Source organism: Mucilaginibacter sp. FW306-07-L (assembly GCF_058782065.1).
On record NZ_JBYSXI010000001.1, the window covers coordinates 2,083,310 to 2,107,298 of the forward strand.

Annotated in this window: 16 protein-coding genes, 1 tRNA gene and 1 riboswitch; of the genes, 9 read left to right on the forward strand and 8 right to left on the reverse strand. The window is 43.7% G+C overall.

Translation table 11 applies throughout. The features are described 5' to 3' along the window. The first annotated feature begins 15 nt into the window (after positions 1 to 15). Positions 16 to 699: a hypothetical protein gene (locus AC3WJC_RS09125; RefSeq protein WP_492398772.1), complete on the forward strand. Its 684-nt coding sequence runs from the start codon at positions 16 to 18 to the stop codon at positions 697 to 699. Between the two features lie 23 nt (positions 700 to 722). After that, positions 723 to 1,694, forward strand: a complete 972-nt coding sequence (locus AC3WJC_RS09130; RefSeq protein WP_492398773.1) for a hypothetical protein — start codon at positions 723 to 725, stop codon at positions 1,692 to 1,694. Positions 1,695 to 1,819: 125 nt separating this feature from the next. On the opposite strand, the gene AC3WJC_RS09135 is transcribed toward AC3WJC_RS09130, so the two are convergent. From AC3WJC_RS09135 to AC3WJC_RS09150, 4 genes are all read right to left on the reverse strand, one after another. After that, a complete protein-coding gene (locus AC3WJC_RS09135; protein WP_492398774.1) occupies positions 1,820 to 3,658 on the reverse strand; it encodes a DUF885 family protein in 1,839 nt (612 codons plus the stop codon). Between the two features lie 3 nt (positions 3,659 to 3,661). After that, positions 3,662 to 4,564, reverse strand: a complete 903-nt coding sequence (locus tag AC3WJC_RS09140; RefSeq protein WP_492398775.1) for an AraC family transcriptional regulator — start codon at positions 4,562 to 4,564, stop codon at positions 3,662 to 3,664. An 864-nt stretch (positions 4,565 to 5,428) separates the two neighbouring features. Beyond that, positions 5,429 to 5,499 (reverse strand) — tRNA-Cys (locus AC3WJC_RS09145). Positions 5,500 to 5,511: 12 nt separating this feature from the next. Beyond that, entirely contained in the window at positions 5,512 to 6,648 is a 1,137-nt protein-coding gene (locus AC3WJC_RS09150; RefSeq protein WP_492398776.1) for a cysteine desulfurase family protein, read from the reverse strand. Between the two features lie 69 nt (positions 6,649 to 6,717). Next, a riboswitch (SAM riboswitch) is annotated at positions 6,718 to 6,825 on the reverse strand. Between the two features lie 135 nt (positions 6,826 to 6,960). On the opposite strand from AC3WJC_RS09150, the gene AC3WJC_RS09155 reads away from it, so the two are divergent. From AC3WJC_RS09155 to AC3WJC_RS09165, 3 genes are all read left to right on the forward strand, one after another. Then, positions 6,961 to 7,338: a hypothetical protein gene (locus AC3WJC_RS09155; RefSeq protein WP_492398777.1), complete on the forward strand. Its 378-nt coding sequence runs from the start codon at positions 6,961 to 6,963 to the stop codon at positions 7,336 to 7,338. 108 nt (positions 7,339 to 7,446) lie between these two features. Then, entirely contained in the window at positions 7,447 to 11,799 is a 4,353-nt protein-coding gene (locus AC3WJC_RS09160; protein WP_492398778.1) for a CusA/CzcA family heavy metal efflux RND transporter, read from the forward strand. Between the two features lie 10 nt (positions 11,800 to 11,809). Beyond that, positions 11,810 to 12,949 carry an efflux RND transporter periplasmic adaptor subunit gene (locus AC3WJC_RS09165; protein WP_492398779.1) on the forward strand — a complete coding sequence of 380 codons (1,140 nt, stop codon included), beginning with the start codon at positions 11,810 to 11,812 and terminating at the stop codon, positions 12,947 to 12,949. Between the two features lie 34 nt (positions 12,950 to 12,983). On the opposite strand, the gene gpmA is transcribed toward AC3WJC_RS09165, so the two are convergent. Beyond that, positions 12,984 to 13,673, reverse strand: a complete 690-nt coding sequence (gene gpmA / locus AC3WJC_RS09170) for a 2,3-diphosphoglycerate-dependent phosphoglycerate mutase (RefSeq protein ID WP_492398780.1) — start codon at positions 13,671 to 13,673, stop codon at positions 12,984 to 12,986. Between the two features lie 111 nt (positions 13,674 to 13,784). On the opposite strand from gpmA, the gene AC3WJC_RS09175 reads away from it, so the two are divergent. Together AC3WJC_RS09175 and AC3WJC_RS09180 are read left to right on the forward strand one after the other, a co-directional pair. Beyond that, a complete protein-coding gene (locus AC3WJC_RS09175; RefSeq protein ID WP_492398781.1) occupies positions 13,785 to 14,375 on the forward strand; it encodes an acetate uptake transporter in 591 nt (196 codons plus the stop codon). A gap of 24 nt (positions 14,376 to 14,399) precedes the next feature. Next, positions 14,400 to 14,783 (forward strand): SRPBCC domain-containing protein, encoded by a 384-nt coding sequence (locus tag AC3WJC_RS09180; RefSeq protein ID WP_492398782.1) that lies wholly within the window; start codon positions 14,400 to 14,402, stop codon positions 14,781 to 14,783. Between the two features lie 75 nt (positions 14,784 to 14,858). Here the strand turns inward: AC3WJC_RS09180 and AC3WJC_RS09185 are convergent, their stop codons facing one another. From AC3WJC_RS09185 to AC3WJC_RS09195, 3 genes are all read right to left on the reverse strand, one after another. Continuing rightward, complete coding sequence (locus tag AC3WJC_RS09185) at positions 14,859 to 16,226, reverse strand: OmpA family protein (protein ID WP_492398783.1); 1,368 nt, start codon at positions 16,224 to 16,226, stop codon at positions 14,859 to 14,861. Positions 16,227 to 16,585: 359 nt separating this feature from the next. Further along, on the reverse strand, positions 16,586 to 17,767 hold the full coding sequence (locus AC3WJC_RS09190; protein ID WP_492398784.1) for a trans-sulfuration enzyme family protein: 1,182 nt from the start codon (positions 17,765 to 17,767) through the stop codon (positions 16,586 to 16,588). 27 nt (positions 17,768 to 17,794) lie between these two features. Further along, complete coding sequence (locus tag AC3WJC_RS09195) at positions 17,795 to 18,223, reverse strand: OsmC family protein (RefSeq protein ID WP_492398785.1); 429 nt, start codon at positions 18,221 to 18,223, stop codon at positions 17,795 to 17,797. A 170-nt stretch (positions 18,224 to 18,393) separates the two neighbouring features. Between AC3WJC_RS09195 and AC3WJC_RS09200 the strand changes: the two genes are divergently transcribed. Further along, positions 18,394 to 19,632, forward strand: a complete 1,239-nt coding sequence (locus tag AC3WJC_RS09200) for a nucleoside recognition domain-containing protein (protein WP_492398786.1) — start codon at positions 18,394 to 18,396, stop codon at positions 19,630 to 19,632. A 119-nt stretch (positions 19,633 to 19,751) separates the two neighbouring features. After that, positions 19,752 to 23,975 carry a PKD domain-containing protein gene (locus AC3WJC_RS09205; protein WP_492398787.1) on the forward strand — a complete coding sequence of 1,408 codons (4,224 nt, stop codon included), beginning with the start codon at positions 19,752 to 19,754 and terminating at the stop codon, positions 23,973 to 23,975. Positions 23,976 to 23,989 lie beyond the last annotated feature (14 nt).

Genomic DNA, 23,989 nt, shown 5'->3' on the forward strand with positions numbered 1-23,989 from the left:
AATAAAGTAAAAAACATGAAAAAATATATAGCTATAATGTTATGCACTACCATTTTAATGGCCAGCGCATGCAAAAAAGATGATTATAAGAATGATGGAGGAATAAGCTCAGCTTATGTTGACATGACTACTTATGATTTTTTAAAATCAAAACCACAATTTGACTCATTAGTAAAGGTTATTGACCATGCCGGTTTAAAAGATGCTGTTAATGGTGATATAACTTTTTTTGCAACTACAAATTATGGTGTGGCAGACTATGTGTCGGCAAAAAAGAATCAGAAGGCGATTGAAACAGGCAACGAAAATTTTGAATTTGGTATAAATGATATACCTGCCAAAGAACTAAATGACTCCCTCAAAACCTACATGTTTCAAGGTAAGATAAACAGGCAGGATATAACCTTATCAGGAAAATTATATAATAGCTTGCTTGGTAGTATTCCGAATGTTAAATACATGATCAAATTTCGCCGGGCATTTGATTACAGCGATTACCTGAGCTATGTTGATTATGTAACCTACACAAAGGTAATTGGTACAAGGGACGATCAGGAAGCAGACCCTGAAAATATTCCTAAATCACAAGTAGATCTTGGAACTGATTGCCAAACATCCGGTATTATTACCAAAACAGGAATTGTGCACGTACTGAATGGTGGGCACAGATTATTTTTTAACCAACAGCCGATAGATTAACTATGCATCAAAATTTTAACATAATGAAAAAGATAATTTTAGGATTATTTATCATAGGAAGTGCTGTTTCCTGTAAGAAAATAGATAACGGCTTTCAGAGTGATTATATCCGTTACAAGGATAATAATATATATGCTATACGAGGCCTTATCTTGTTTCAGTCTGATAGGATAAACGCTGATGGTTCAACCCCACCATATAAATATAAAATACTGAACTTGAGGAGTGAGGACGGCAGCCCGCTGCCCAAGGAGTTTAACACCGAATATGAGATTACGTTGTTTAAACCGGGTATGGCATTTAACGCGAAAACGGATACCACAATTGAATTGCTGAACCAAAAACGTGAAACTTTAAAGCGATTGCCTATGGAATTCAATGAAACCAGCGGCCAGCTTACCTTTAACCGAGGATCAGTAAACCTGCCATTAGGCCGGTATGTGTATGATGTACAGATGACCAACCCAACAGGCACAAAAATGTACCCTTCATTGGCCACAATTAATGTTGTTGATCCTACAATTGATGACCTTTTTAAGGTTGACGATAATGTGGCTAATGCTTTTCATGATGTAACGGGCGCTGTAACACCTATGAAAAACCCAAAGATAACATGTACCAAAGTATCAGACGAGGGCGCGAGAGCGATACTTAAAATAGTTGACAAAAATGGTGTGCCCTTTAATCCAAACAAAGGTGAAATTATTAAGCGCGGCGATAGGCCTACCTTTGAAAGCTATGCAAAATTCAACCCGGTTTTGTCAACTGATACCGCATTGATCTGTGACTTTGTGATAGCGCCATTCCCGCTTACAGAATTTCCTGGTTATGGTTATGCAACCTACTATCGCATACCAAGTCAGTTCGCTACTATTGATGGCTTTCCGGCTTCGATGGGTACATTCTCAGTTAACCCGAGATGGGCCTGGCACTTAAAGCTTGAAGGTACTTACGTTATAGAAATTAAATTAACCGATGTAACCCGGAAAGGTTAACTTGTATATTCAGTTTTAATAGTTACGGCCTGCGCTTAATTGCGCAGGCCGTTTTTTATATCATGTTACAGCAGCAAACAAAAAATGCTCCGTTTATGGCGGAGCATTTGTTTAAATCAGATAAACTATTTCAGGTTATAAAAGCGCCACTTGGTTTCAAAGTCGGCATTTAACTGCTGCTTTGTTAAAATAGCACGGAGCATTTCAACAGGTATCAGGTTTTCTTTAATTGCCGCATCATGGAATTGCTTATAGCTAATTTTACCGCCGTCAACCAGTTCCTTTTTCAGGGCCATGTATTGCAAGCCGCCCAGCAGGTAAGCTACCTGGTAAAGCGGACTGTAGCCACCCTCAAATGACCGCCTCACCTCTCCCGCCGCGTTAGCCCGCTCGTGCCCTACCCGGTCAACCAAAAAATCAATACATTGCTGTGGTGTCCATTTGTTTAGATGATAGCTCATCGAAAAAATAATTCGAGCACAGCGGTGCATACGCCAGAATAACATACCCACGCGTTCCTCGGGCTTTTGGGCAAAGCCCTGATCCCAAAGCAGCATTTCCCAATACAAGGCCCATCCCTCAACAGAAAACGGTGTTGAAAACTCATGCCGATAAGGTTTGTAACGGCTGTTCATAAAGTACTGCAGGTTATGGCCGGGTATCAGTTCGTGCTGTACGGTACCGCGCGAAAAGTAGGGATTGTTGCCCCGCATGCTCATCAAGCGGTCATCATAATCCATCGTATTAGTTGGGTATGATATACTGATCTCCTTACCGCCTGTAAAAAACGGATTGACCAACTGCCGTTTAGGCGACATCATAACCATTCCCCAGGTTTCTTCGGCCAAAGGTGGTATCGTGATCAAATCGCGGGCCTTTATAAACCCGATGGCATCATTGTACAGCTTTACAATCAGTTCCGGCTGGTGACCCATGGGCACATAACTGTTCTTCACTTTTTCAAGCGCCTTTTTCCAGTCATCGCCAAAGCCCATTTCACGCGATGCTTTCAACATTTCTTTATCGCACCAGGCAAACTCCTTATTAGCCAGTTCAATAAGTTCTTCTGGTGTGTAGGGTATAAATTCGTCGTGCAGTTGTGCTATCAGCGCTTCGCGCCCGATAGGTTTGCCCTTTATGCCGCTGCCATCATCTTTTTGCGTGGTTTTAACCTTACCTTTTGAGCCGGCAAGATCGGCGTAACCGGCAAGCTGGCTGTTAATGCGCTTGTAAGGCAAAGGTACCCACCAGGTAAATGAGGGGTCGTAAGTGTTATAAAAATCAAAAAAGCTTTTTAAACGCGCCTTTAACCCTGTAGCGGCATCGCTCAATGTATTGGCCAGTGGCTTATCCAACTCCTGTACCTTACTTAGCTTTACCGAGTCGGCTGATATTTTTTTTGACAGGTCATCAAGCAGTTTAGCTACTTTTTCTCCATCCACCCAATCGCCGCGCCGGCGTTTTTGCTCAAGCGAGTAAATATTACCGGCAAAAGTAATGTAAGCTTTTATGCTGTTGTATTTATCTCCCTCTTGTTTTACACCGGCTAAGTGCTTGTTGATTTCCTTTTTGAGCATCAGGTAATCAACCTGCCCGTAAATGCTTAAACGGGCAAAGTCGTTTTTTTTCAAGTCAGCTAAATAACTGCTGTCTATTTGCTCCAGGCGGCGGCGCTGTTCGGGCGAGTTAAGTACGCGCGAGATGTACTGGTACTCATAGCGCTCATTAACTTCGTAAGGCGAATAAAAATCGCCTATGGCATCAATATCCTGTTCGTACTGTATAATGGGCCCGGCCATTTCGCTGGATTGTTCGTAAAGAACTGATCCGTTTTGAGTTTGAGCAAGTGCATTACCGGCCATAGCCAGCAATGCACATAATGCGGAAAATGAAGTAAGTTTAGCTTTTTTTGATTGCCTTAAATATTGCCTTATTAATGTTCGTTTGCGTAGAGGTTTATTCATAGATCAGCTTGCGGCACGGTTTAAGTTAATCAGGTTATTATTATAAGCATCCAGGTAACCACGCGGCGAATTGCCGATGATAAACTTAAACACCCTGTTAAAGTTGGTGATGCTTTTAAAGCCGCATTTATAAGCGATGATGTTTATATTTTCAAACCTTTGCGAAATGAGCTTTTTACAGGCTTCGTTAATCCGGATCTCATTTAAAAATGAGATAAAGGTATGCCCGGTATGCTTTTTAAAATACCGGCAAAAGGATTCGGGTGTCATATATGCTACCTTAGCTACATCTTCCAACGTAAGCGGCTCCGAATAATGTTGAATTATGTAGTTGTAAATTTTACCTATACGCAAACCTTCGCTATCGGTAATGCCGGGCAAGGTGCCATAGGTTGATAATGGCTCGAGCTTGGTTTTTATGCCATTCATGCTCTTCATCAGGTTAAAAAACTCAACCAACTGATCCTGCCCTGCTGTTTTTTGTAAGGCCGACATGATCTGCATGATCTCATTTACCATGTAATGCGGAAACTTAAACCCCTGCTGATGCTGCTGGAGCAGTAAGGCATGATTTTTCATTTCGGGTAAGGCAAAAAGTGGCGCAAGTGTACCTTCAGGATTAAAAAAGATGGTTAATGCCTCAATCTGCTTTCCGCTATCAACACCAAAATATTCCGGGTTGCTTTTAAACACATGCGGCAGGTTAGCGCCGATAAAGAACACATCGCCCGGCGAATAATCATGCATATTGTTGCCGGTTATGAGTGTTCCCTCGCCCTTTTGTATCCAGGTTAACTGTACTTCTTTATGGCGGTGCAAATAGGGGTAATGATGCGGTTGGCACACTTTTTCAACTACCACACTCTTATCGTATGGCATAGGGATGGTGAACTGTAGTACTTTCATCGTTAATCAGTTAAAGCGTTAATTAGTAATGAACAATTTACAGTTAATTAACTTTCAAATGCAATTATTAACTACATAATGGTAATATTCAGTAATCAGTAGATAATATATTGCTATGTCCGGTTTTGCCTTGCAAATAAATTCAACAACCCAGAGTTGTTACTTGTAACAAACTGTAAATCAGCGATAAGTAAAGGTTTCAAAATTATATTACTTTAATAACGTTTTAGCACACCTCAACTTATCATACTTATTAAATAATATGATATAGTTAATATAAATGAAAAAGCACCTCCATCGCGGAGGTGCTCCATCCAACTTTAACTAATCATTTTATAAACCGAAACGGTTATAATAATTCAACATAGTGTAATTAATTACGCTGATGTAATGCGCATTAATAGGCTGATTGAATAAAACAAACTTAAATGATAGGCATACACTTATGTTACAGATAATTATCTGCTTATAACCTTATATTATCATAAGTTTGTTACAATGCAAACAAGAAACAGCATGTAAGTACTTGGAGTTACTGATATTATATTGCATCGGGGTATGGCAGTGGTTTAATAGAGAATTGTTAATACCGACAATAAAGCCGCCGCAAGCATTACAACACCTACATATATTATAAAGGTGCTGTTTCCGGAGCCATACGGATACTTCACAAATTTTCTCTTCCTCTTTTGGCAATGCATTCTGTTGATAGATTTATCTCTGTAAACGAGATCAGAAAATCATTGTTACGGGGATTGAATTTCTTAACAATTGTTTAATTGCCTTTAAACATAGTGGTGTATAACCAGCTCAAATTGATTGCTTTATTAACAATAAACTAACTCTTCCACCTGTTAAGCATCGACGTCGCGGGCAGATTCGAACTGCCGTATAAGGTTTTGCAGACCCCCACCTCTCCTCTCGGTCACGCGACTATTTTTATTCAATTAAGCCGCCTGCGAATTACGCAATGCAGCCAGTAGATTAACCGTATGTTCTACCTCGGCAGCAGTATTATATTTACTGAAAGAGAACCTGATGGTTTGTTTTGATGGATCAGCCCCTATAGCCTGCAGCACATGCGATGCTGAACCCGCCGAGCAGGCACTGCCACCTGAAACTGAGATATTGTTATCATCCAGGTATCCGATCAGGTTACCATTAGCGAAGTTAAGCGGAAAGGCAGCACTTAATACCGTATACAAACTTTTACCGGCATCGGCTGAGTTACCATTAAACTGTACACCGGGTATCAACTCGCTCAGCCCTTGTAGCATACTGTTTTTAAGCGATAGTACATAGGCCGCATGTTCATCAATATGGCTGTAAGCTATTTCAAGCGCCTTGGCTAAACCTACTATGCCGGGTATATTTTCGGTACCGGCGCGCAGGCGGCGTTCCTGTGAGCCGCCATGAATTAATTTTTCCAGTCCAACACCATCACGGCAGTATAAAAACCCTATGCCTTTAGGCCCATGAAATTTATGTGCTGATGCCGCGATGAAATGCGCGCCAAGCGTTTTAAGGTCATGTTTATAATGCCCCATGGTTTGCACGGTATCAGTATGAAATATAGCGTTGTGCCTACAACATTCCTCAGCGATCAGTTCAATATGGTTGATATTGCCAATTTCGTTATTAGCATGCATTACTGATACCAGCGCCCGTCCTTTGCTTTGCAACAAATATTCCAGGTGATCATGGTCAAGGTTGCCAAACTTATCTATGTTGATAAAGCTTAATTCTATCTCACCGGATGATTGCAGGGCTTTCAGTGTATTAAGCACAGCATGGTGCTCAAACGGTGTAGTTATTACATGCTTAATATTTTGAAGGCGCACGCCTGATAACAAAGCGGTATTATCAGCCTCAGTACCGCCGCTGGTAAATATGATCTCGGATGGATCGGCGTTAATTAAACCGGCAATGGTTTCGCGCGATTGTTCAATGGCTTGCTTTGCCAGTCGGCCATGCTGATGGGTTGATGAAGGATTGCCAAAGTTATCAATAAGGTACGGAGTAATGGTGTTGAATACTTCTCCGTCAATACGGGTGGTTGCTGCATTATCAAAGTAGATGCTCATATAATATTTCCTTTATAAATTAATTTTCAAACAGTTAACTTATCCGGAAAGAGCGTATGAACATACACCTTCTTATCTATCCCGGCATGTTACCGGGCAGGAATTAGCACCTTATACATTGCTGTACAGGTTGCTAAGACGTCATAGGGCCTTTCCCTCTGTCTTTCTGGATAAGTATTTAAAAGAACTATGATGCAAATATATAATTATATTCTACTAATCATATAGAATTTATAGATTATTTTTTTGAATATATAAATCATTGCTATTTAAGGTTTGGCTCAAGTTGCTTTAAGCCGTACATTTGCAACAGTGAACAAATTTTGCGTTTACATATTGCTCTTGCTTATTGCCGCCGATAACACCGAGCTGCATCAGCTATTAAAGCTGCCCGTTTTGTTTGAGCACTTTGCCGAACATAAACAGCGTGATAATAGCGTGAGCCTGATGCAATTCCTCTCCATGCACTACTGGGGCGATGATTTGAATGATAACGACAATGAGCGCGACATGCAGCTACCCTTTAAAAAGCTTGATGTGCATTCCGCCCATGTATTCTTTATACCGATGGTTCGCAGCATCACCATCAAAAATCACTTTGAAGCATTAAACAAACCATATCCTTTATACAGGCAGTGCTTTATTCCTGATCCTGCCTTAGCGGCTTTGTTTCGTCCGCCCTGTGCCTGATTTGCCTCCTTTTATTTCTTAATCGGGTATTAAATATGATGGCCTGCATTAATTGCATGCTATCAGTCTATTATTTATACCCGTTCTGTATCATTTAATAGGCAAATCATGCTTAATAAAATCATTCAGTTTTCAGTTAAAAACAAACTGGCAGTTGGCATTTTCACCGCGCTATGGATAGTTTATGGCGTATTTGAACTTAGCCGCCTGCCTATTGATGCCGTACCCGATATTACTAACGACCAGGTACAGATCATCACCACAGCACCATCATTAGGCGCACAGGATGTAGAGCGCCTGATCACCTTTCCTATTGAGCAGGCACTTAGCAATATTCCGCGTTTAAAAGAGAGCCGCAGCCTGTCGAGGTTCGGCCTCTCGCTTATATCCGTAGTATTTGAGGATGGTGTAGATGTTTACTGGGCACGCCAGCAGGTTACCGAACGCCTGCAACAGATAGACATTAATGAAAACGCCAACAAGCCCGAACTCGCGCCCGTATCAACCGGGCTGGGCGAGATCTATCAATATGTATTGCGCCCTAAACCCGGCTATGAAGATAAATACTCGTTGGCCGATCTGCGTACCATACAGGATTGGCTGGTGCGCCGCCAGTTGTTGGGCACCAAGGGCGTTGCCGATATATCAACCTTTGGCGGCGAACTAAAACAATATGAGGTGGCGGTTAACCCCATGCAGCTAAAATCAATGGGGCTGAGTATTACTGATGTGTTTAACGCCCTGCAAGCTAATAATCAGAATACGGGCGGCGCATATATCGAAAAAGGACCCACTGTATTATACATCCGCAGCGAAGGCTTGGCCGGCAGCATTGCCGACATTGAAAACATAGTGGTAAAAACCACATCGGCGGGTACCCCCCTGCTCATAAAAAACATTGCCGAGGTTAAGCTTGGCTCGGCCACAAGGTATGGCGCGCTAACCTACCATCCTATTGGCGAAGTTACCGGCGCTATCGTAATGATGCTGAAAGGCGAAAACTCCTCTGATGTTATCAAGAACGTAAAGCAGCGCATTGAGGAAATTAAAAAAACCTTGCCGGATGGACTGGAGATAGAGCCCTTCCTGGATCGTACCAAGATGGTGAATAACGCCATTGGTACGGTAGAGCATAACCTGATGGAAGGCGCGCTGATCGTGATTTTCGTACTGGTGATATTTTTGGGTAACCTGCGTGCAGGACTTATCGTTGCCTCAGTTATCCCCTTATCCATGTTGTTTGCCATTATCATGATGAATACCTTTGGCGTAAGCGGTAACCTGATGAGCCTTGGCGCGCTTGATTTTGGTTTGATAGTAGATGGTGCCGTAATTATAGTGGAAGCCATACTGCATCACCTGCATTTCTCTAAAAAATATCAAAATACCGATCAGCTTACACAGCAGGAACTCAATGAAGAAGTAACCGGTTCCGCTTCGCGGATGATGAACGCCGCTGTTTTCGGGCAGATCATTATCCTGATCGTTTACCTGCCGATATTATCACTCACCGGTATTGAAGGCAAAATGTTCAAGCCGATGGCGCAAACCGTGGCCTTTGCCATATTAGGCGCGTTCATTCTGTCGCTTACCTATGTGCCCATGATCAGCTCCATATTCATCAGCAAAAAGATCAGCCATAAGCCTAACCTGGCCGACAGGGTCATGGCACGTATTGAAAACGTTTACGAACGCCTGCTTACCCGTGCGCTCACCATCCGTAAAACCATGGTGGCCATAGCCTTTGCCTTGTTTGCCGTGGCGGTATTCATATTTTCGAGGATGGGCGGCGAGTTCATCCCCCAGTTAGAGGAAGGTGATTTTGCTGTTGAAACCCGCTTGCTGGTGGGTACTAACCTGAGCACTACCATTAAAAGCTTTAACCAGATCTCTACTTTATTAAAGGATAATTTTCCGGAGATAGAAAAGATCGTATCGCGCATTGGCGCTGCCGAAATACCTACCGACCCGATGCCTATTGAAGGTGGGGATATGATCATCGTACTGAAACCAAAAGGCGAATGGACAAGCGCGGCAAGCTTCCAGGAGCTGGCTTCAAAAATGTCGGCCGTGGTGCAAAATGCCGTGCCGGGTGTTACCCAAAGTTTCCAGTTCCCGGTACAAATGCGTTTTAATGAGTTGATGACCGGTGCCAAGCAGGATGTGGTTTGCAAAATTTTTGGTGAAGACCTGAATACCCTTTCCCGCTACGCGGAGCAGATAGGTGGCATCAGCAAAACAGTTGATGGTACCGCGGATTGGTATGTTGAAAAAGTAACCGGCATGCCACAGGTGGTTATTAATTACAACCGTGCCGAAATTGCCAAGTACGGCCTCAACATCAGCGACATTAACCGTACGGTAAACTCGGCATTTGCTGGTGCTGCCGCGGGCCAGGTTTACGAGGGTGAAAAACGTTTTGACCTGGTGGTACGTGTTGGCAGCGAAAAACGTAAAAGTATTGAAGATGTACGCAACCTGCTGATAAATACGCCCAATGGCAGCCAGGTACCACTTTACCAGGTAGCTAATGTGGACGAGGTTGAGGGGCCAAACCAAATTCAGCGCGAAAATACACGCCGCCGCATAAGCGTTGGCTTCAATGTGCGCGGGCGCGATGTACAATCCATTGTGCAGGAGTTGCAGCAAAAGGTAAATGCTAAGGTAAAACTGGAGCCGGGCTATACTATTGTTTATGGTGGTGCTTTTGAAAATCTTACCCAAGCCAAAAAACGACTGAGTATTGCCGTGCCCGTAGCGCTGCTGCTCATATTTATTATGCTGTATTTCGCTTTTTCATCGGTAAAGGAAGGGGCGCTTATTTATACGGCTATTCCGCTTTCGGCCATTGGCGGTGTGTTCGCGCTGGCTTTACGGGGGATGCCATTCAGTATATCTGCCGGTGTTGGTTTTATCGCCCTGTTTGGCGTGGCGGTACTTAACGGCATTGTATTAATATCTGAATTTAACCGCATTAAAAATGAAGGCCGCATAACTGATATACTCGAATTGGTTAAAACGGGTACACGTAACAGGCTGCGCCCCGTGTTAATGACCGCTGCCGTTGCTTCGTTAGGCTTTTTGCCCATGGCGTTAAGCAATGGTGCCGGTGCCGAAGTTCAGCGTCCTTTAGCTACGGTTGTAATAGGCGGCCTGATCACGGCTACCCTGCTTACCTTATTTGTGTTACCTGCTTTGTATTTACTGTCTGAAAAAAAGCGTGGCATAAATAAAAAACTGGTTGCTACGGTTATCCTGTTTGTAGTTACTATTACTAATGCCGGTGCCCAGCAATCTCCTGCTCCTGTAAACCTTAACCAGGCAGTAAATACCGCATTGCAAAAGAATTTACAGGCACAGGGTGCTTTGCTGAATGAAAAAGCAGAACAGATCAGGCAAAAAACATCCTTTGATCTACCTAAAACACAAATTGGCGGAGAGTACGGACAAATAAACAGTGTTTTAAATGATACCAAATTTACGGTTAGCCAGTCTATCAGCTTCCCTACGGTATACAGTAACCAGCGCCGTGCATTGAACGAGAACTATTTAAGCGCGCAGGTACAAACCGCCATAACTAAACAGGAGGTAAAAAGCACCGTAAGGCGCTTGTATTATGAATGGGTGTCGCTTCAGCAAAAACAAAAGTTGCTGCAATATGCTGATAGCCTATATGCCCTGTTTGAGAAAAAAACCAACCTGCGTTTTAAGGTAGGCGAAGCAAACGTGCTCGAAAAAACCACTGCCGAAGCTCACCGCCAGCAAATAGCTAATCAATTACGCTTGTTGTCTGCCGATATGGAGATCGTACTGGATCAATTTAATACCTGGCTTGGCGATAGCGTTCGTTATGTGCCATCTGCCGATACCTTAAAGCTCCTACAGCCGGTAAAAAATTATAAAGCAGATGATCTGCCCCAGTTACAGTTGCTAAATCACCAGGCCGAAGCCGCTAAGTGGCGCTGGAAAACTGAGAAAGCCCGCTTATTGCCCGAGTTTTTTGTAGGATACAACAACCAAAGCATTACCGGCAACCAGATAGTACAGGGCCAGGAAACCTACTTTGGCACAGTCAGGCGGTTTAATTATGTAAGCGCGGGTATTAGTGTGCCGTTGTTCTTCGGCGCGCAATCGGCAAAAACATCGGCGGCAAAGGTGGAGTGGCAAATATCACAAAAGCGCACACAATTGGCGTTGGTACAAGCACAAACCGAGCAGGCAAATGCAGCCAGGCAGATAGCTAAATATGCCGCCAGCCTTAATTACTTTGAAAATACCGGCCTTAAAAATGCCAACACCATTATTACCACTGCGGATAAACAATTTATAGGCGGCGAAATTGATTACCTGCAATGGGTGATATTGGTAGACCAAGCCATCAACATTAAAAGCGAACACCTTGATGCGCTTAACAATTATAACCAGGCGGTTATTCAAGCGCAAAAAGTAAACAACTTATAGCATCACAAAAATGAAAAGATATATTTCGATATTAAGTTTAACGGCCATGCTGTTTGCCGCATGTGGTGACGGTAAGGATGCAGAAAAGCAACAGGATGAGCCTGTAGCCGATACCACCATAGTAACGCTGACCGCCCAGCAAATAAAAAATGCAGGCATTGAAACCGGTATGCCCGGTTACGGGCAGATAAGCGGCTTGCTGACTTTGCAAGGCAGCATTGATGTACCGCCGCAAAGCACCATCAGTGTAAGCTTCCCTTTAGGCGGATATTTAAAAAGCACCGAGTTGCTGCCTGGCGTACATGTAAAACGCGGACAAATACTCGGCGTGCTGGAGGATATGCAATTCATTCAGCTACAGCAGGACTATCTTTCGGCTAAGGAAAAGTTTGGGTTTGCAAGCGCCGAATACAAACGCCAGTTGGAGCTTAATGCCAGCAAAGCCAGCAGTGACAAGGTGTTTCAGCAAAGCAAAACAGAAATGGAAAGCCAGCGCATTAACATGCAGGCGCTTGCCCAAAAGCTGAACCTGATCGGTATCAATCCCTCGCGTTTAACGCCGGGTAATATTTCAAAAAGTGTAAATATACTATCGCCTATTGATGGCTTTGTGGCCAAGGTAAATGTGAACATAGGTAAGTACACCTCGCCTACCGATGTGCTTTTTGAACTGGTAAACCCCAAGGACATTCACCTTGCCCTTAATGTTTTTGAAAAGGATGTGAACCAGTTACGTATCGGTCAGCGTTTGGTAGCTTATACCAATGATCATCCTGAAAAAAAATATGAGGCGGAGATTTTGCTTATCAGCAAAAACCTTGACCAGGACCGCATGGCTACCGTACATTGCCATTTTGAGCAATTTGATTCAAGTTTGCTGCCCGGCATGTTCATGAATGCCGAAGTGGCCGTTAAAAATAAAAAAGCGCTCACCGTTAATGAGGATGCCGTTGTGCGCTGGCAAAACAAACACTATGTGTTTAAACAAACCGGCAACAACACATTCAGGATAAGTGAGGTGGCAACCGGCGAAATTAACAATAGCCGTGAGGAGATCAACGGCGCGGGTATTGACAGCACTACCCGCATAGTCACCAAAAACGCTTACGCGCTGCTGATGAAAATGAAGAACACCGCGGAGGAAGAATAATACAAAAACGCGGCAATTACTGCCGCGTTTTTTTTTATTCCAGGTAATAATGCCTAATGCGGTTCAATTCATCATCCAGCTCATATACCCAGGGCGTGCCGGTCGGTATTTCAAGGTCTGTTACCTCTTCGTCGCTCAGTAAGTCGATATACTTTATCAACGCACGTAAACTATTGCCGTGGGCGCACATAATTACCTGCTTGCTTTCGCGCATGGCGTGAACGATCACCTCTCCCCAAAAAGGCAATACCCTTTCCATGGTTTCACTCAGGTTTTCGGTTAAGGGCAATTCGCGGCCTGTCAGATTTTTGTACCTGATATCATGCCCCGGATAGCGTTCATCATCCTTGGTTATGGCTGGCGGATGCTCATTCGGGTCGCGGCGCCATTTGTGTACCTGTTCTTCGCCATATTTGGCGATGGTTTCTTCCTTGTTTAAGCCCTGCAAGGCACCATAAAAGCGCTCGTTCAACCGCCACGATTTGGTTACCGGTATCCATAAATGATCCAGTTCTTCAAGCACGATGTGAAGCGTTTTTATCGACCGTTTTAATACCGAACTAAACCCGGCATCAAAGTTATAGCCATGCTTAGCTAATAACTGCCCGGCACGGCGGGCCTGTGCATACCCTTCTTCAGATAGGTCAACATCGGTCCACCCGGTAAATCTGTTCTCTTGATTAAAAACACTTTCGCCATGGCGAAGTAAAACCAGTTTCTGCATAACTAATGTTACAACGCTAAAATACGGCAGCAGTTTAAAATATTTTGGTTAATGTTTTTTAAAACATACATTGCAGGCATCCAATAATATACCTTAAAATCCTTTACAATTATGAGTACAACTACATCTGTATCAGTGGTTGATAGTACGGCTAACCCCGCTCCTTTGGGTTTATGCGCCTTCGGCATGACAACCATTTTATTGAACATTCACAATGCCGGCTTTTTTGAGATCAACGCCATGATCCTGTCCATGGGCATATTTTATGGTGGCACAGCGCAAGTAATAGCCGGTATAATTGAAGCTAAGAAGAATAATACTTTCGGCCTTACCGCATTTACCTCCTACGGCATGTTTTGGTTAACCTTCGTCGGGATGAATTTTTTACCTAAACTCGGCCTTGCCGAAAAAACATCTAATGATGCACTCGTGGCATTTTTATCCATGTGGGGATTGTTTACCTTGTTTCTGTTCTTCGGCACGCTGAAGTTGAGTAAGGCGCTACAATTTGTATTCGGATCATTAACGATATTATTTGGCCTGCTGGTTTGGGGCGATGCTACCGGTAATGAAACTATAAAACACATTGCAGGTTATGAAGGAATAATATGCGGCGCGTCAGCCATATATACCGGGATTGCCCAGGTATTGAACGAGGTATACGGCCGTGTGGTTTTGCCATTGGGGCCGGTAGCAAAATAGCCTAATTAACGCTAACTTGCACCCGTGAAAGATTTTAAGAAATACTATACCATACCCGCCACGCCCGAAGAGGTTTATTCGGCGCTAACTAACCCGCTTACCATTGAACTTTGGACCGGCGAACCGGCAATCATGTCGGCCGAGCCCGGCACAGAATTTTCCATGTGGGATGGCAGTATCTCCGGGAAGAACATGGAGTTTGAAGAAGGTAAAAAGATAGTACAGCAATGGTATTTTGGCGAACAGGACGAACCATCAATAGTAACCATAAAACTACATGCCGATAAGCATGGCACCTCTGCCGAACTAAAGCACACTAACATACCTGATGAAGCCTATGATGATATTGTTGAAGGCTGGACGGATACCTATTTTGGTGGCATAGCCGATTTTTACAGCGTACACTAAAATATACCAGATACTAAAACGCCGCATGGTTTTTAACCATGCGGCGTAATTGTTTATTATAAAGTGTATCAGCTATTAATATAAGGTAAACTCTACACGACGGTTTTGCTGACGGCCTTCAGCAGTTTTGTTGCTGGCGATAGGTTGGCTTTCACCGTAACCGGTAGCTTCAACACGTGATGCGTTAGCACCTTTGCTTACCAGGTATGATTTAATTGATTCAGCACGTGATTTTGACAGTTTCAGGTTAGCTGCATCTGAACCTACGTTGTCGGTATGGCCGGCAAGTTTCAGGCTAAAGTTTTTGTCAACCAGTAATTGTGCTACTTTATCAAGGCTTGGATATGATTTTGAGCGGATAGTAGCTTTACCAAAATCAAACTCCAGGTTATCAATCGCGTCTTTTACAACTTTCTTGTCCTCTTCGGTTACGTAAACCTTCACTTCACGTTTGCCAATCGGGCAACCTGAACCATCAACCTGTGTGCCCGCTGGTGTACCAGGGCATTTGTCGTACATATCAGGCACGCCATCTTTATCAGAGTCGGCACTTAATTTTGCAAGATTTTCGTTGGTAGTGTTCAGGTCATTACGAAGTTTATTGTTTTCTTCTTTTTGAACATTTAGCTGGCCTTGCAGATCCTGAGTTTTGCGTAAGTATTCGGTACGCATTGAATTTACCGGGTTGTAAGTTGCCATTTGTGGTTTGCTGCTGCTGCCCAATGCAAACTCTAAACCTACGTGAGCGTAAGAGAATTTATCATTGTTCATGCCGTAGTTGTAACCATCAAGGTTATCGCCGTTAACAAAACCAATCTGGTAGCCTAAATCAAGATTTACGCCTGAACCCAGGTTAACCTTAACACCGGCACCTACCGGAATGTATACTTTGTGAATGTTGCCACCACCATCGCTGAATCCTGTGGTTGAACCATCAGCATTTACAATGCTCGGGCGATAAGCGATAACACCACCACCTGCAGTTAAGTAAGGTTGGATAGCGCCTTTTTTGTGCCTCCAGTTAATGTTAGCCAAAGTGAACTGACCGCTTAATGCTGCCGACCAGTTTAGATCGGTACTAAAGCTTTGAGGTGTGTTGCCGGTAGTGTTGTTAGTTTGACCCAAGCCACCTTCAAGTTTACCGCGAAGGAAATCTAATTGCAGACCGAATGATGGAAGTATTTGTTTTTTGATGTAAGCACCGTAACCAATATTTTCGTGCGGGCTTCTGAAATCCTGGCGGCTCATGTTTACCAGTATTGAAGATGGTGAAAGCATACCACCGTGTACACCTACTGACCAGGTGCGCAGGTTGCTGCCGCCTGAGAATGGCTCTACATAATTTGCTGTTGAAACGGTTGTGTCAGGAGTTTGTGCGAAAAGTTTGCCTCCTACCATAACGCCTGTTAACAGCAGCGAAGCTTTTTTTAAAGTTGTTTTCATATTGTTATATTAATCAAGCTCTGTATCATCTGTGTTACAGAGTTGACCAATTGGGACAACATTGGTGCCATGCAGCATTACCACAAATTACGCACAACTTTAAGTTTTAAGATTTTGATGAAATATTGATGAAATATTAAAATTAATTCATTGAACAATAAGGTATAAAGCTTTTCGTTAACATTTTTATAATTCAACGTTTAAACTTATAATTGCTATATTGTGATATTCATTAATATGCATATTATAAAATACACTTTGTAGCAAGAGGGATTCAAGCTATTTATATAATCCATTAAATAAAAACAGCCTTGTACATTCTGTTCACGAATACACAAGGCTGTTTTTTTAATAATTACCTATATCGCGCTTTGCGCTAAAGCTTGTTTTATATCCGCGATAATATCATCCACGTGTTCCAGCCCGGTTGAAATACGGATCAGGCCTGGAGTGATCCCAACTGATAAGCGTTCTTCTTCCGTTAATTTAGAATGCGTAGTACTTGCGGGATGCGCGGCTATACTGCGCGTATCACCTAAATTAGCGGTAACCGAAAGCATTTTTAACGCGTTCAAAAACTTAGCACCTGCGGCCGAGCCTCCTTTTATTTCAAAACAAAATACACCACCGCCGGCTTTCATTTGCTTTTTGGCTATTTCATATTGCGGATGGCTGGGTAAAAAAGGGTATTTAACCCATGATACGGCCGGGTGCTGCTCCAATGTTTCGGCAACTTTTAAGGCGTTTTTGCTGTGGCGCTCCATACGCACGTCAAGTGTTTCCAGGCTCTTGCTAAGTACCCAGGCGTTAAACGGCGATAAAGCCGGCCCGCTATGGCGGCAATACAGGTAAATTTCTTTGATCAAATCGGTACGGCCAACAATAACACCGCCAAGCACACGGCCTTGCCCGTCAATCCATTTGGTTGCGGAGTGTATCACAATGTCGGCACCAAAATCAATAGGTCGCTGTATAACTGGCGTAGCAAAGCAATTATCAACGTTTAAAATAATATTATGCTTTTTGGTGAACTGCCCCGCCCACTCCAAATCAATAATACCGATTTGCGGGTTGGTAGGAGTTTCCAGGTATACCATTTTGGTATTTGGCTGTACGGCAGCCTCCCATGCTTCCTTATCATCAGCAGGTACCAAGGTGCAAGAGATACCATACCTCGGGAAAAACTTAGTTACAATGGTAAACGTACTGCCAAATACCGAGCTGCAGCAGATCATGTGGTCGCCTTGCTTTAAAAGGGCGAAAAACGATGAGAAGATCGCGCTCATACCAGTCGAGGTAGCAAATCCATCTTCAGCACCTTCAAGGGCGCACATCTTGTTGATAAACTCATCAACGTTAGGATTACTAAAACGGCTATAGATATTTTCCTCTACCTCATCGGCAAAGGCAGCACGCATGGTTTCAGCGTTATCAAAAGTAAAACTACTTGTTAAATACAGTGGTGTAGAGTGCTCTTTTTGAGCGGTTTTTGAAGTTTGTATACGTATCGCTTCCGATATCGGGTTCAACTGATCTGACATGAGAAAATTAGAATATAAAATGAATCACTATTCGGCCGGGTGTACAAACACCTGCCACGTTATGGCGGCACCGGCTTTCTCTAAGGTAGCCGCAACCGAACAATATTTATTAATAGAAAGCTCCGCGGCACGCTGGGCTTTGTCGGCATCTATGGTACCATATAAATGGAATTCAATATCCACCGTTTGCCATAAGGATGGCTCTTTGCCTGCTTCGCGCTCACCGTTAACCACCATCTTATAATCCTTCACATCCTGACGCTGCTTTTTTAAGATACTGATCACATCAATAGCAGAACAACCTGCAACTCCCATCAGCAACATCTGCATCGGGCGAACGCCAAAATTATCACCGCCGCTTTCGGGGCTGGTATCCATACGTACGGTGTGTCCGTTCTCGTCATGCGCTTCAAAGCCATAATTGCCATGAACGCGCGAAAGTTCTATTTTAGGCATAATGCAATTATATTATTGCACTAAGTTAGAAATTTAACAGTTTTATGCGGTAATATGAGGCACTTTATGTTTTTATTATGATGGTTTTATATGTCAGTGAAGCCAATACTCACCTTCTATTTAAGTTTTTAATAAAAACACTATCTTCACCAACTGTATCAAAATAACGAATGGTTTTAAATTACATCTGGATAGCTTTTTTTGTGATAGCCTTTATTGTAGGGCTCATTAAACTTGTTTTTTTAGGTGATACAGAGATCTTTCAGCAAATGGTCGAGGGTGTTTTCAACTCCTCAAAATCATCGGTAATGGATATTGCCTTGCCGCTGATAGGCAACATGGCTTTTTGGCTCGGCATATTAAATGTTGCCGAAAAAGCGGGTGCCATCAACTTCCTTTCGCGTATTGTAGGCCCGTTTTTTCAGCGGCTATTTCCGGGTGTACCTAAAAATCATCCGGCTACAGGGCAAATGCTGATGAATTTTTCGGCTAATATGCTCGGGCTTGATAACGCGGCTACTCCCCTTGGTCTTAAAGCCATGGGCAGCCTGCAGGAGCTTAACCCGGATAAGGAAACCGCCTCAAACGCGCAGATCATGTTCCTGGTGCTGCATACTTCAGGCTTGCAGTTGCTACCGGTTACCATCATCGCGCAGCGTGCCATATTAGGTGCCGCCGATCCTGCCGATGTGCTTTTACCATGCATTATAGCAACTTATGTAGCTACTGTAGCAGGCATAATCGCGGTAGCCATCAAACAAAAAATAAATTTATTTAATCGTGTGATACTGGGTTGGCTGGGCGGCCTTACCGCTTTTATAGCCGGTTTTGTGTTCTACGTAACCACTTACCTGAGTAAAGAAGAAATTACTACCCTATCCAAAGTATCCAGTAATTTTTTGCTGTTCCTGATTCCTGTTGTAATCATATTGGGTGGGTTGCGCAAAAAGATCGATGTATTCGACGCTTTTATTGAAGGGGCAAAAGGCGGCTTTGAAACTTCGGTTAAAATAATACCTTATCTGGTGGCCATGCTGGTAGCCATCAGTGTATTCAGAACCTGCGGCGCGCTCGATTATATTAACGACGGCGTACGCTGGGTGGTTATGCAATTTAATGCTGACACCCGCTTTGTGGATGCCATGCCGGTTGCTTATATGAAACCCCTGAGCGGTTCAGGCTCAAAGGCCATGATGATCGATACCATGAAAACGTTTGGTACCGATAGTTTTGCCGGCCGCTTAGCCAGCACCTTTAACGGCTCGGCCGATACCACTTTCTATATCGTAGCGCTTTACTTTGGCTCGGTAGGTATTAAACGTTCACGCTATGCTATCCCGGCCGGGCTGTTTGCTGATCTGGCGGGGGTGATCACCGCTATCTTAGTATGTTATCTTTTCTTTGCCTGATAGCTTAAAAACGTAACTATTCAGCTTTAATTCCGTACAAAAAACAAATCTGCTTTTCCATTGCCAGGTGTAAAATACAACATTTTACCGGCAGGCATAATTGTTTTTTACGGAGCTATATGAATAAACACCTTACCCGAGTTATTCTTTTACTGAGTATTATAATTGGAAGTGCAGCCGCTGCACTGGCACAAACCATTACGTTACGCCCGGTTGATGCCGGGCCATACGGGCGGGGCTCAAGCATCGGCGTATCCTTTAAAATTGATTTTACTACAGGCTACTTTCCCACATCAAACAATATATTTACGCTGCAACTGTCTGACGCGAGCGGAAATTTTGGTAGCAACCCTACATCTTTAGGTACTTTCAATGGCTTTTACACCTCTTACGTTAATGGTACCATACCTAATACCACAAGTGCGGGTACAAATTACAAAGTAAGAGTAGTTGCCCGCAGTCCTAATAAACCTGATGTTACAAGTACCGTATCAAACTCCTTTTCAATCGTTACTACGGCCGGTTTCAATGCCGCAATCAGTTCATCGGCCTACCTGCAAAACACATCCGGTACGCAGTACCGTGATATATTCGGGCTTTGTGAGGGTGCAAATAACCGGGTTTATAACTTTAGTAATGAAACAGCAGGCGCCACGGTAACCGCCAGTGTATTTAATGAAGTTACTAATGCATCCGTTGCCAACCTCACCTTTTCGCCCAATGCTAACTTTACTGCAGCAACCAACAATTATACCATTACCGTAAAGGCGGTAACGGGCACTGTAGTAGCCACCAAATGCTACCCGCTTATTAATAATAAAGTATTTACCAATTTGGGTACCGATGGTGGCACCGTAGTATGTAAAAATTCCAATACCGAACTTCCTTATTTTATTGATTATCAATCAAATACAGGCATACAAAACAACTTTCCGGGATTAACATACCGCATTAATTTTGGCGATGGCACACCAACACGAACCTTCAGCTTATTTGAAATTATAGCGAATAGCGGCAGGCTTACGCATACCTATGAAAAATCGTCATGTGGTTTTGATGCCGGCGGTGGTCAAAGAGGTGTTTTCAGAATTGAGTTACAGAGCATAAATCCATATTGCGGTAATGTTGGTACTACATCTCCACAGGTTGCACAGGTATTGGAGCCTGCGGTAAATAAATTCCAGGCACCTTTAACCGGATGTGTTGGCAAAGCGGTTGAATTTGACAACATCTCAAATCCGGGCCAAAGCCCAACTTCAAGCACAGGTTCATGCGCTAACCCAAATGCATTATATACCTGGCGGTTTGATGACGGTACCGAACTAAAGAACAAAAAGATCAACGACCGTATTACACACGTATTTACCACGCCCGGGCAACATACCGTAACGCTGATTTTTCAGCCAAGCGCGAATGATAAATGCGAGGTTGCAGATTTTTCAGCATCTATTTGTATCGTAAATCCACCGGTGCCAAAATTCACTATACCTACTATAGGTTGTACCGACAATAACATAGCGGTAACTAACACATCAACCTTTGACAATACAAGTACCTGTACAACCATAACCCCTATCTATCGTTGGACAGTTACCCCGGCCACCGGTGTTACTTATACGGCAAATACAAGCGCAACAAGCGCAAACCCGGTGTTCAGGTTTACACAAGCAGGCAAGTATTCTGTACGCTTAACCATGACAGCAGGCTGCGATGCCATACAATCCGCCCCTCAGGAGATCATGGTTGATGCTATACCAACCGTTACCCTCTCACCCGATGTTACCATTTGCCAGGTAAAACTTGATATTCCTTTTAATGAAACAGCAGGCAAAACAAAAACCGTGATAACCGGTACTGCCGAAAATGAATCGCCCAATTATGAGTGGACCTTCCCTACCATACCTGCGGGGGCAGCGCAGCCTGTGTTTATAAACAACAGTACAAAAAACTCACGCTATCCAACTATCCGTTTTGATGGCGCAGGCAGATATGAAATTAAAGTAAGGCACGTGAACAGTTGCGGAACTGTTGTTGAGCGTACACAGCGGATCACCCTGCGCAACGCCCCGCAGCTTGACCCTAAATTTACCGCGCTGATCTGTCCTGATGGTGTATCTGATCTGGATGCTAACCTAACCGCCGGAACCTATAATACCTTGACCTGGAAAAGCGCTGATGCAAACGGCACCTTCGGCAACAGAAACAATCCTATAACAACTTATAAGCCTACAGCAGCGGAAATAGCCGCAGGTCAGGCTACGTTAACGCTTACCATCACTACCGATATCAGCGGCTGCGAAACTATCGAATCATCACCCCTGATTGTATCTATAAAGCCGGTAAATGATATTACCAGCCCGACATCAAAAAATATATGTACTAATACCGCGCTTAATTATACCATTACGTCGCCGGTTGCCACAAGCACCTACCAATGGAAAGTGGTAAGCAACTCACCATCAATATCCGGCTTTACAGCATCGGGAACTTCAAAAACCATTAACCATATTTTGGTAAACAGTTCGACAGATGTTGGTACGGTTGTGTATGAGATAATACCGATAAACGGTAACTGTACCGGTAACATCCACCGCCTTACCGTGAGGGTTGACCCTACTCCACGCCCGCAGTTTGAAATTGTAGGCAATAACTATGGCTGCGGATCAACCATCATCACTTTCAGAAACACATCGCCATCAACAACCGGTACATTTTTATGGGATTTTGGGGATGGTAACGGACAGGTTGAAAAAAACGAGACCGAGTTTACACACACGTTCGAGCCCTTTGCCAATGGAGATGGATCCGACCGTATTTACCAGGTAACGCTAATGCAGCAAAACTCATGTTCACCTGTAACAACCCCGGCACAATCTATCCGCATAAAACCTTCAAGGCCTGTGCCGCTCATAGCGAATGCACCTGTAAAAACAAACGACAACGGATCATCCGTGGATTGCGGTTCATTTACTTTAACGGTTAAAAATAATTCAAACGGCAGCGACGAAACGTATCTGTTCCGGTTAGAGGATGAAGATGGCAACCTGGTGGCTACCAGCATAGCCACGCCTAATCAGATCTCTAAAAACGATAAAACCGACGCCGTTTTTAAAGTTGTACCAGTTGAAACAACTACCTACTACCTGAACATGATCGCTACCAACCGTTGCGGTACTTCGGCAGCAATTCCTTTCAGGTGGCCTGTAAATGTGTCGGTATCCGGCGTTTCGGTTATGACCATACGCGGCGGAACCAAACAAGCCTGCGTTAATGAGGAAGTAATATTTGAAAATGGTTCAATTGGCACTACCTATCGTTATACAATTTACAAGGATGACAATACCACGCCTTACCGTGAATTCGGCGCACCGCTTGGCGCATCGCCATTTAAATTTACCGAGCCCGGAAAATATAACGTAACTGTTACCGCTACAAACGGTGATTGCGGCGATGCCGCTCCATCAAGCTACACAGCTAACCAGATCACTATATTTGATACACCGGTTGCCGCCTTTACCAGCGCGACAGAAAACTGTGGCAATGCTGTTAAATTCACGACAGTTGAAGCGGTAAACGCAACCTACATTTATGCCTGGGATTTTGGTGACGGAACGCCAGTTTCAAATGATCCGGCTCCGAGCCATGTTTACACTACAAGCAATACCTACAATGTAAAATTAGCTATTACCAATCCATTAGGTTGCGGCGATAACATTACCCAGCCGGTGGTGATAAGGCCAGCGCTTAAGGCTGATTTTACCGTTTTGCCCGGCCAGGAAATTTTTGTACCCGATTATCATTTCTCTTTCAGGGATGATAGCGAGGGTAACCCGAGTGAATGGCTGTGGGATTTTGGCAATGGTGCCACATCAAACCAGCGTAACCCTGAATATACCTACCCGCAAACGGACATAGGTTCACACACCGTTACTTTAACCGTAACACGCCGCAATGCCGATGGTACACTATGTAGCAGCATTCCGGTTGTTAAAGAAGTGAAAATATCAGGCACGCCGGGCTCTCTGTATTTGCCAAACGCCTTTATACCATCAAATAGCAGCAGCGTGCTGCAAACCTTTATGGCCAAGGGTACCGGTATAAAAACCTGGCGCATGCAAATTTTCAATAAGTGGGGTCAACTGGTTTGGGAAACCGACAAACTTGGCGCAACAGGCGAACCTATTGAAGGCTGGGACGGCACCTATAAAGGCACACCGGCACCACAGGGCGCTTATATATGGCAGGTATCAGCCACGTTTATAAACGGCACGGAATGGAAAGGCATGTCGTACAACAGCAATTCGGCACCCAAGCGTAACGGGGTAATTAACTTGATAAGATAAAGTAAGACTTCTAC

Bases quoted from the DNA above. Each gene is read 5' to 3' on its own strand.
- AC3WJC_RS09205 (WP_492398787.1), top strand. From the start codon at position 19,752: ATGAATAAACACCTTACCCGAGTTATTCTTTTACTGAGTATTATAATT.
- AC3WJC_RS09195 (WP_492398785.1), bottom strand. From the start codon at position 18,223: ATGCCTAAAATAGAACTTTCGCGCGTTCATGGCAATTATGGCTTTGAA.
- AC3WJC_RS09185 (WP_492398783.1), bottom strand. From the start codon at position 16,226: ATGAAAACAACTTTAAAAAAAGCTTCGCTGCTGTTAACAGGCGTTATG.
- AC3WJC_RS09140 (WP_492398775.1), bottom strand. From the start codon at position 4,564: ATGAAAGTACTACAGTTCACCATCCCTATGCCATACGATAAGAGTGTG.
- AC3WJC_RS09135 (WP_492398774.1), bottom strand. From the start codon at position 3,658: ATGAATAAACCTCTACGCAAACGAACATTAATAAGGCAATATTTAAGG.
- AC3WJC_RS09190 (WP_492398784.1), bottom strand. From the start codon at position 17,767: ATGTCAGATCAGTTGAACCCGATATCGGAAGCGATACGTATACAAACT.
- AC3WJC_RS09160 (WP_492398778.1), top strand. From the start codon at position 7,447: ATGCTTAATAAAATCATTCAGTTTTCAGTTAAAAACAAACTGGCAGTT.
- AC3WJC_RS09130 (WP_492398773.1), top strand. From the start codon at position 723: ATGAAAAAGATAATTTTAGGATTATTTATCATAGGAAGTGCTGTTTCC.
- AC3WJC_RS09175 (WP_492398781.1), top strand. From the start codon at position 13,785: ATGAGTACAACTACATCTGTATCAGTGGTTGATAGTACGGCTAACCCC.
- gpmA (WP_492398780.1), bottom strand. From the start codon at position 13,673: ATGCAGAAACTGGTTTTACTTCGCCATGGCGAAAGTGTTTTTAATCAA.
- AC3WJC_RS09200 (WP_492398786.1), top strand. From the start codon at position 18,394: ATGGTTTTAAATTACATCTGGATAGCTTTTTTTGTGATAGCCTTTATT.
- AC3WJC_RS09150 (WP_492398776.1), bottom strand. From the start codon at position 6,648: ATGAGCATCTACTTTGATAATGCAGCAACCACCCGTATTGACGGAGAA.
- AC3WJC_RS09165 (WP_492398779.1), top strand. From the start codon at position 11,810: ATGAAAAGATATATTTCGATATTAAGTTTAACGGCCATGCTGTTTGCC.
- AC3WJC_RS09125 (WP_492398772.1), top strand. From the start codon at position 16: ATGAAAAAATATATAGCTATAATGTTATGCACTACCATTTTAATGGCC.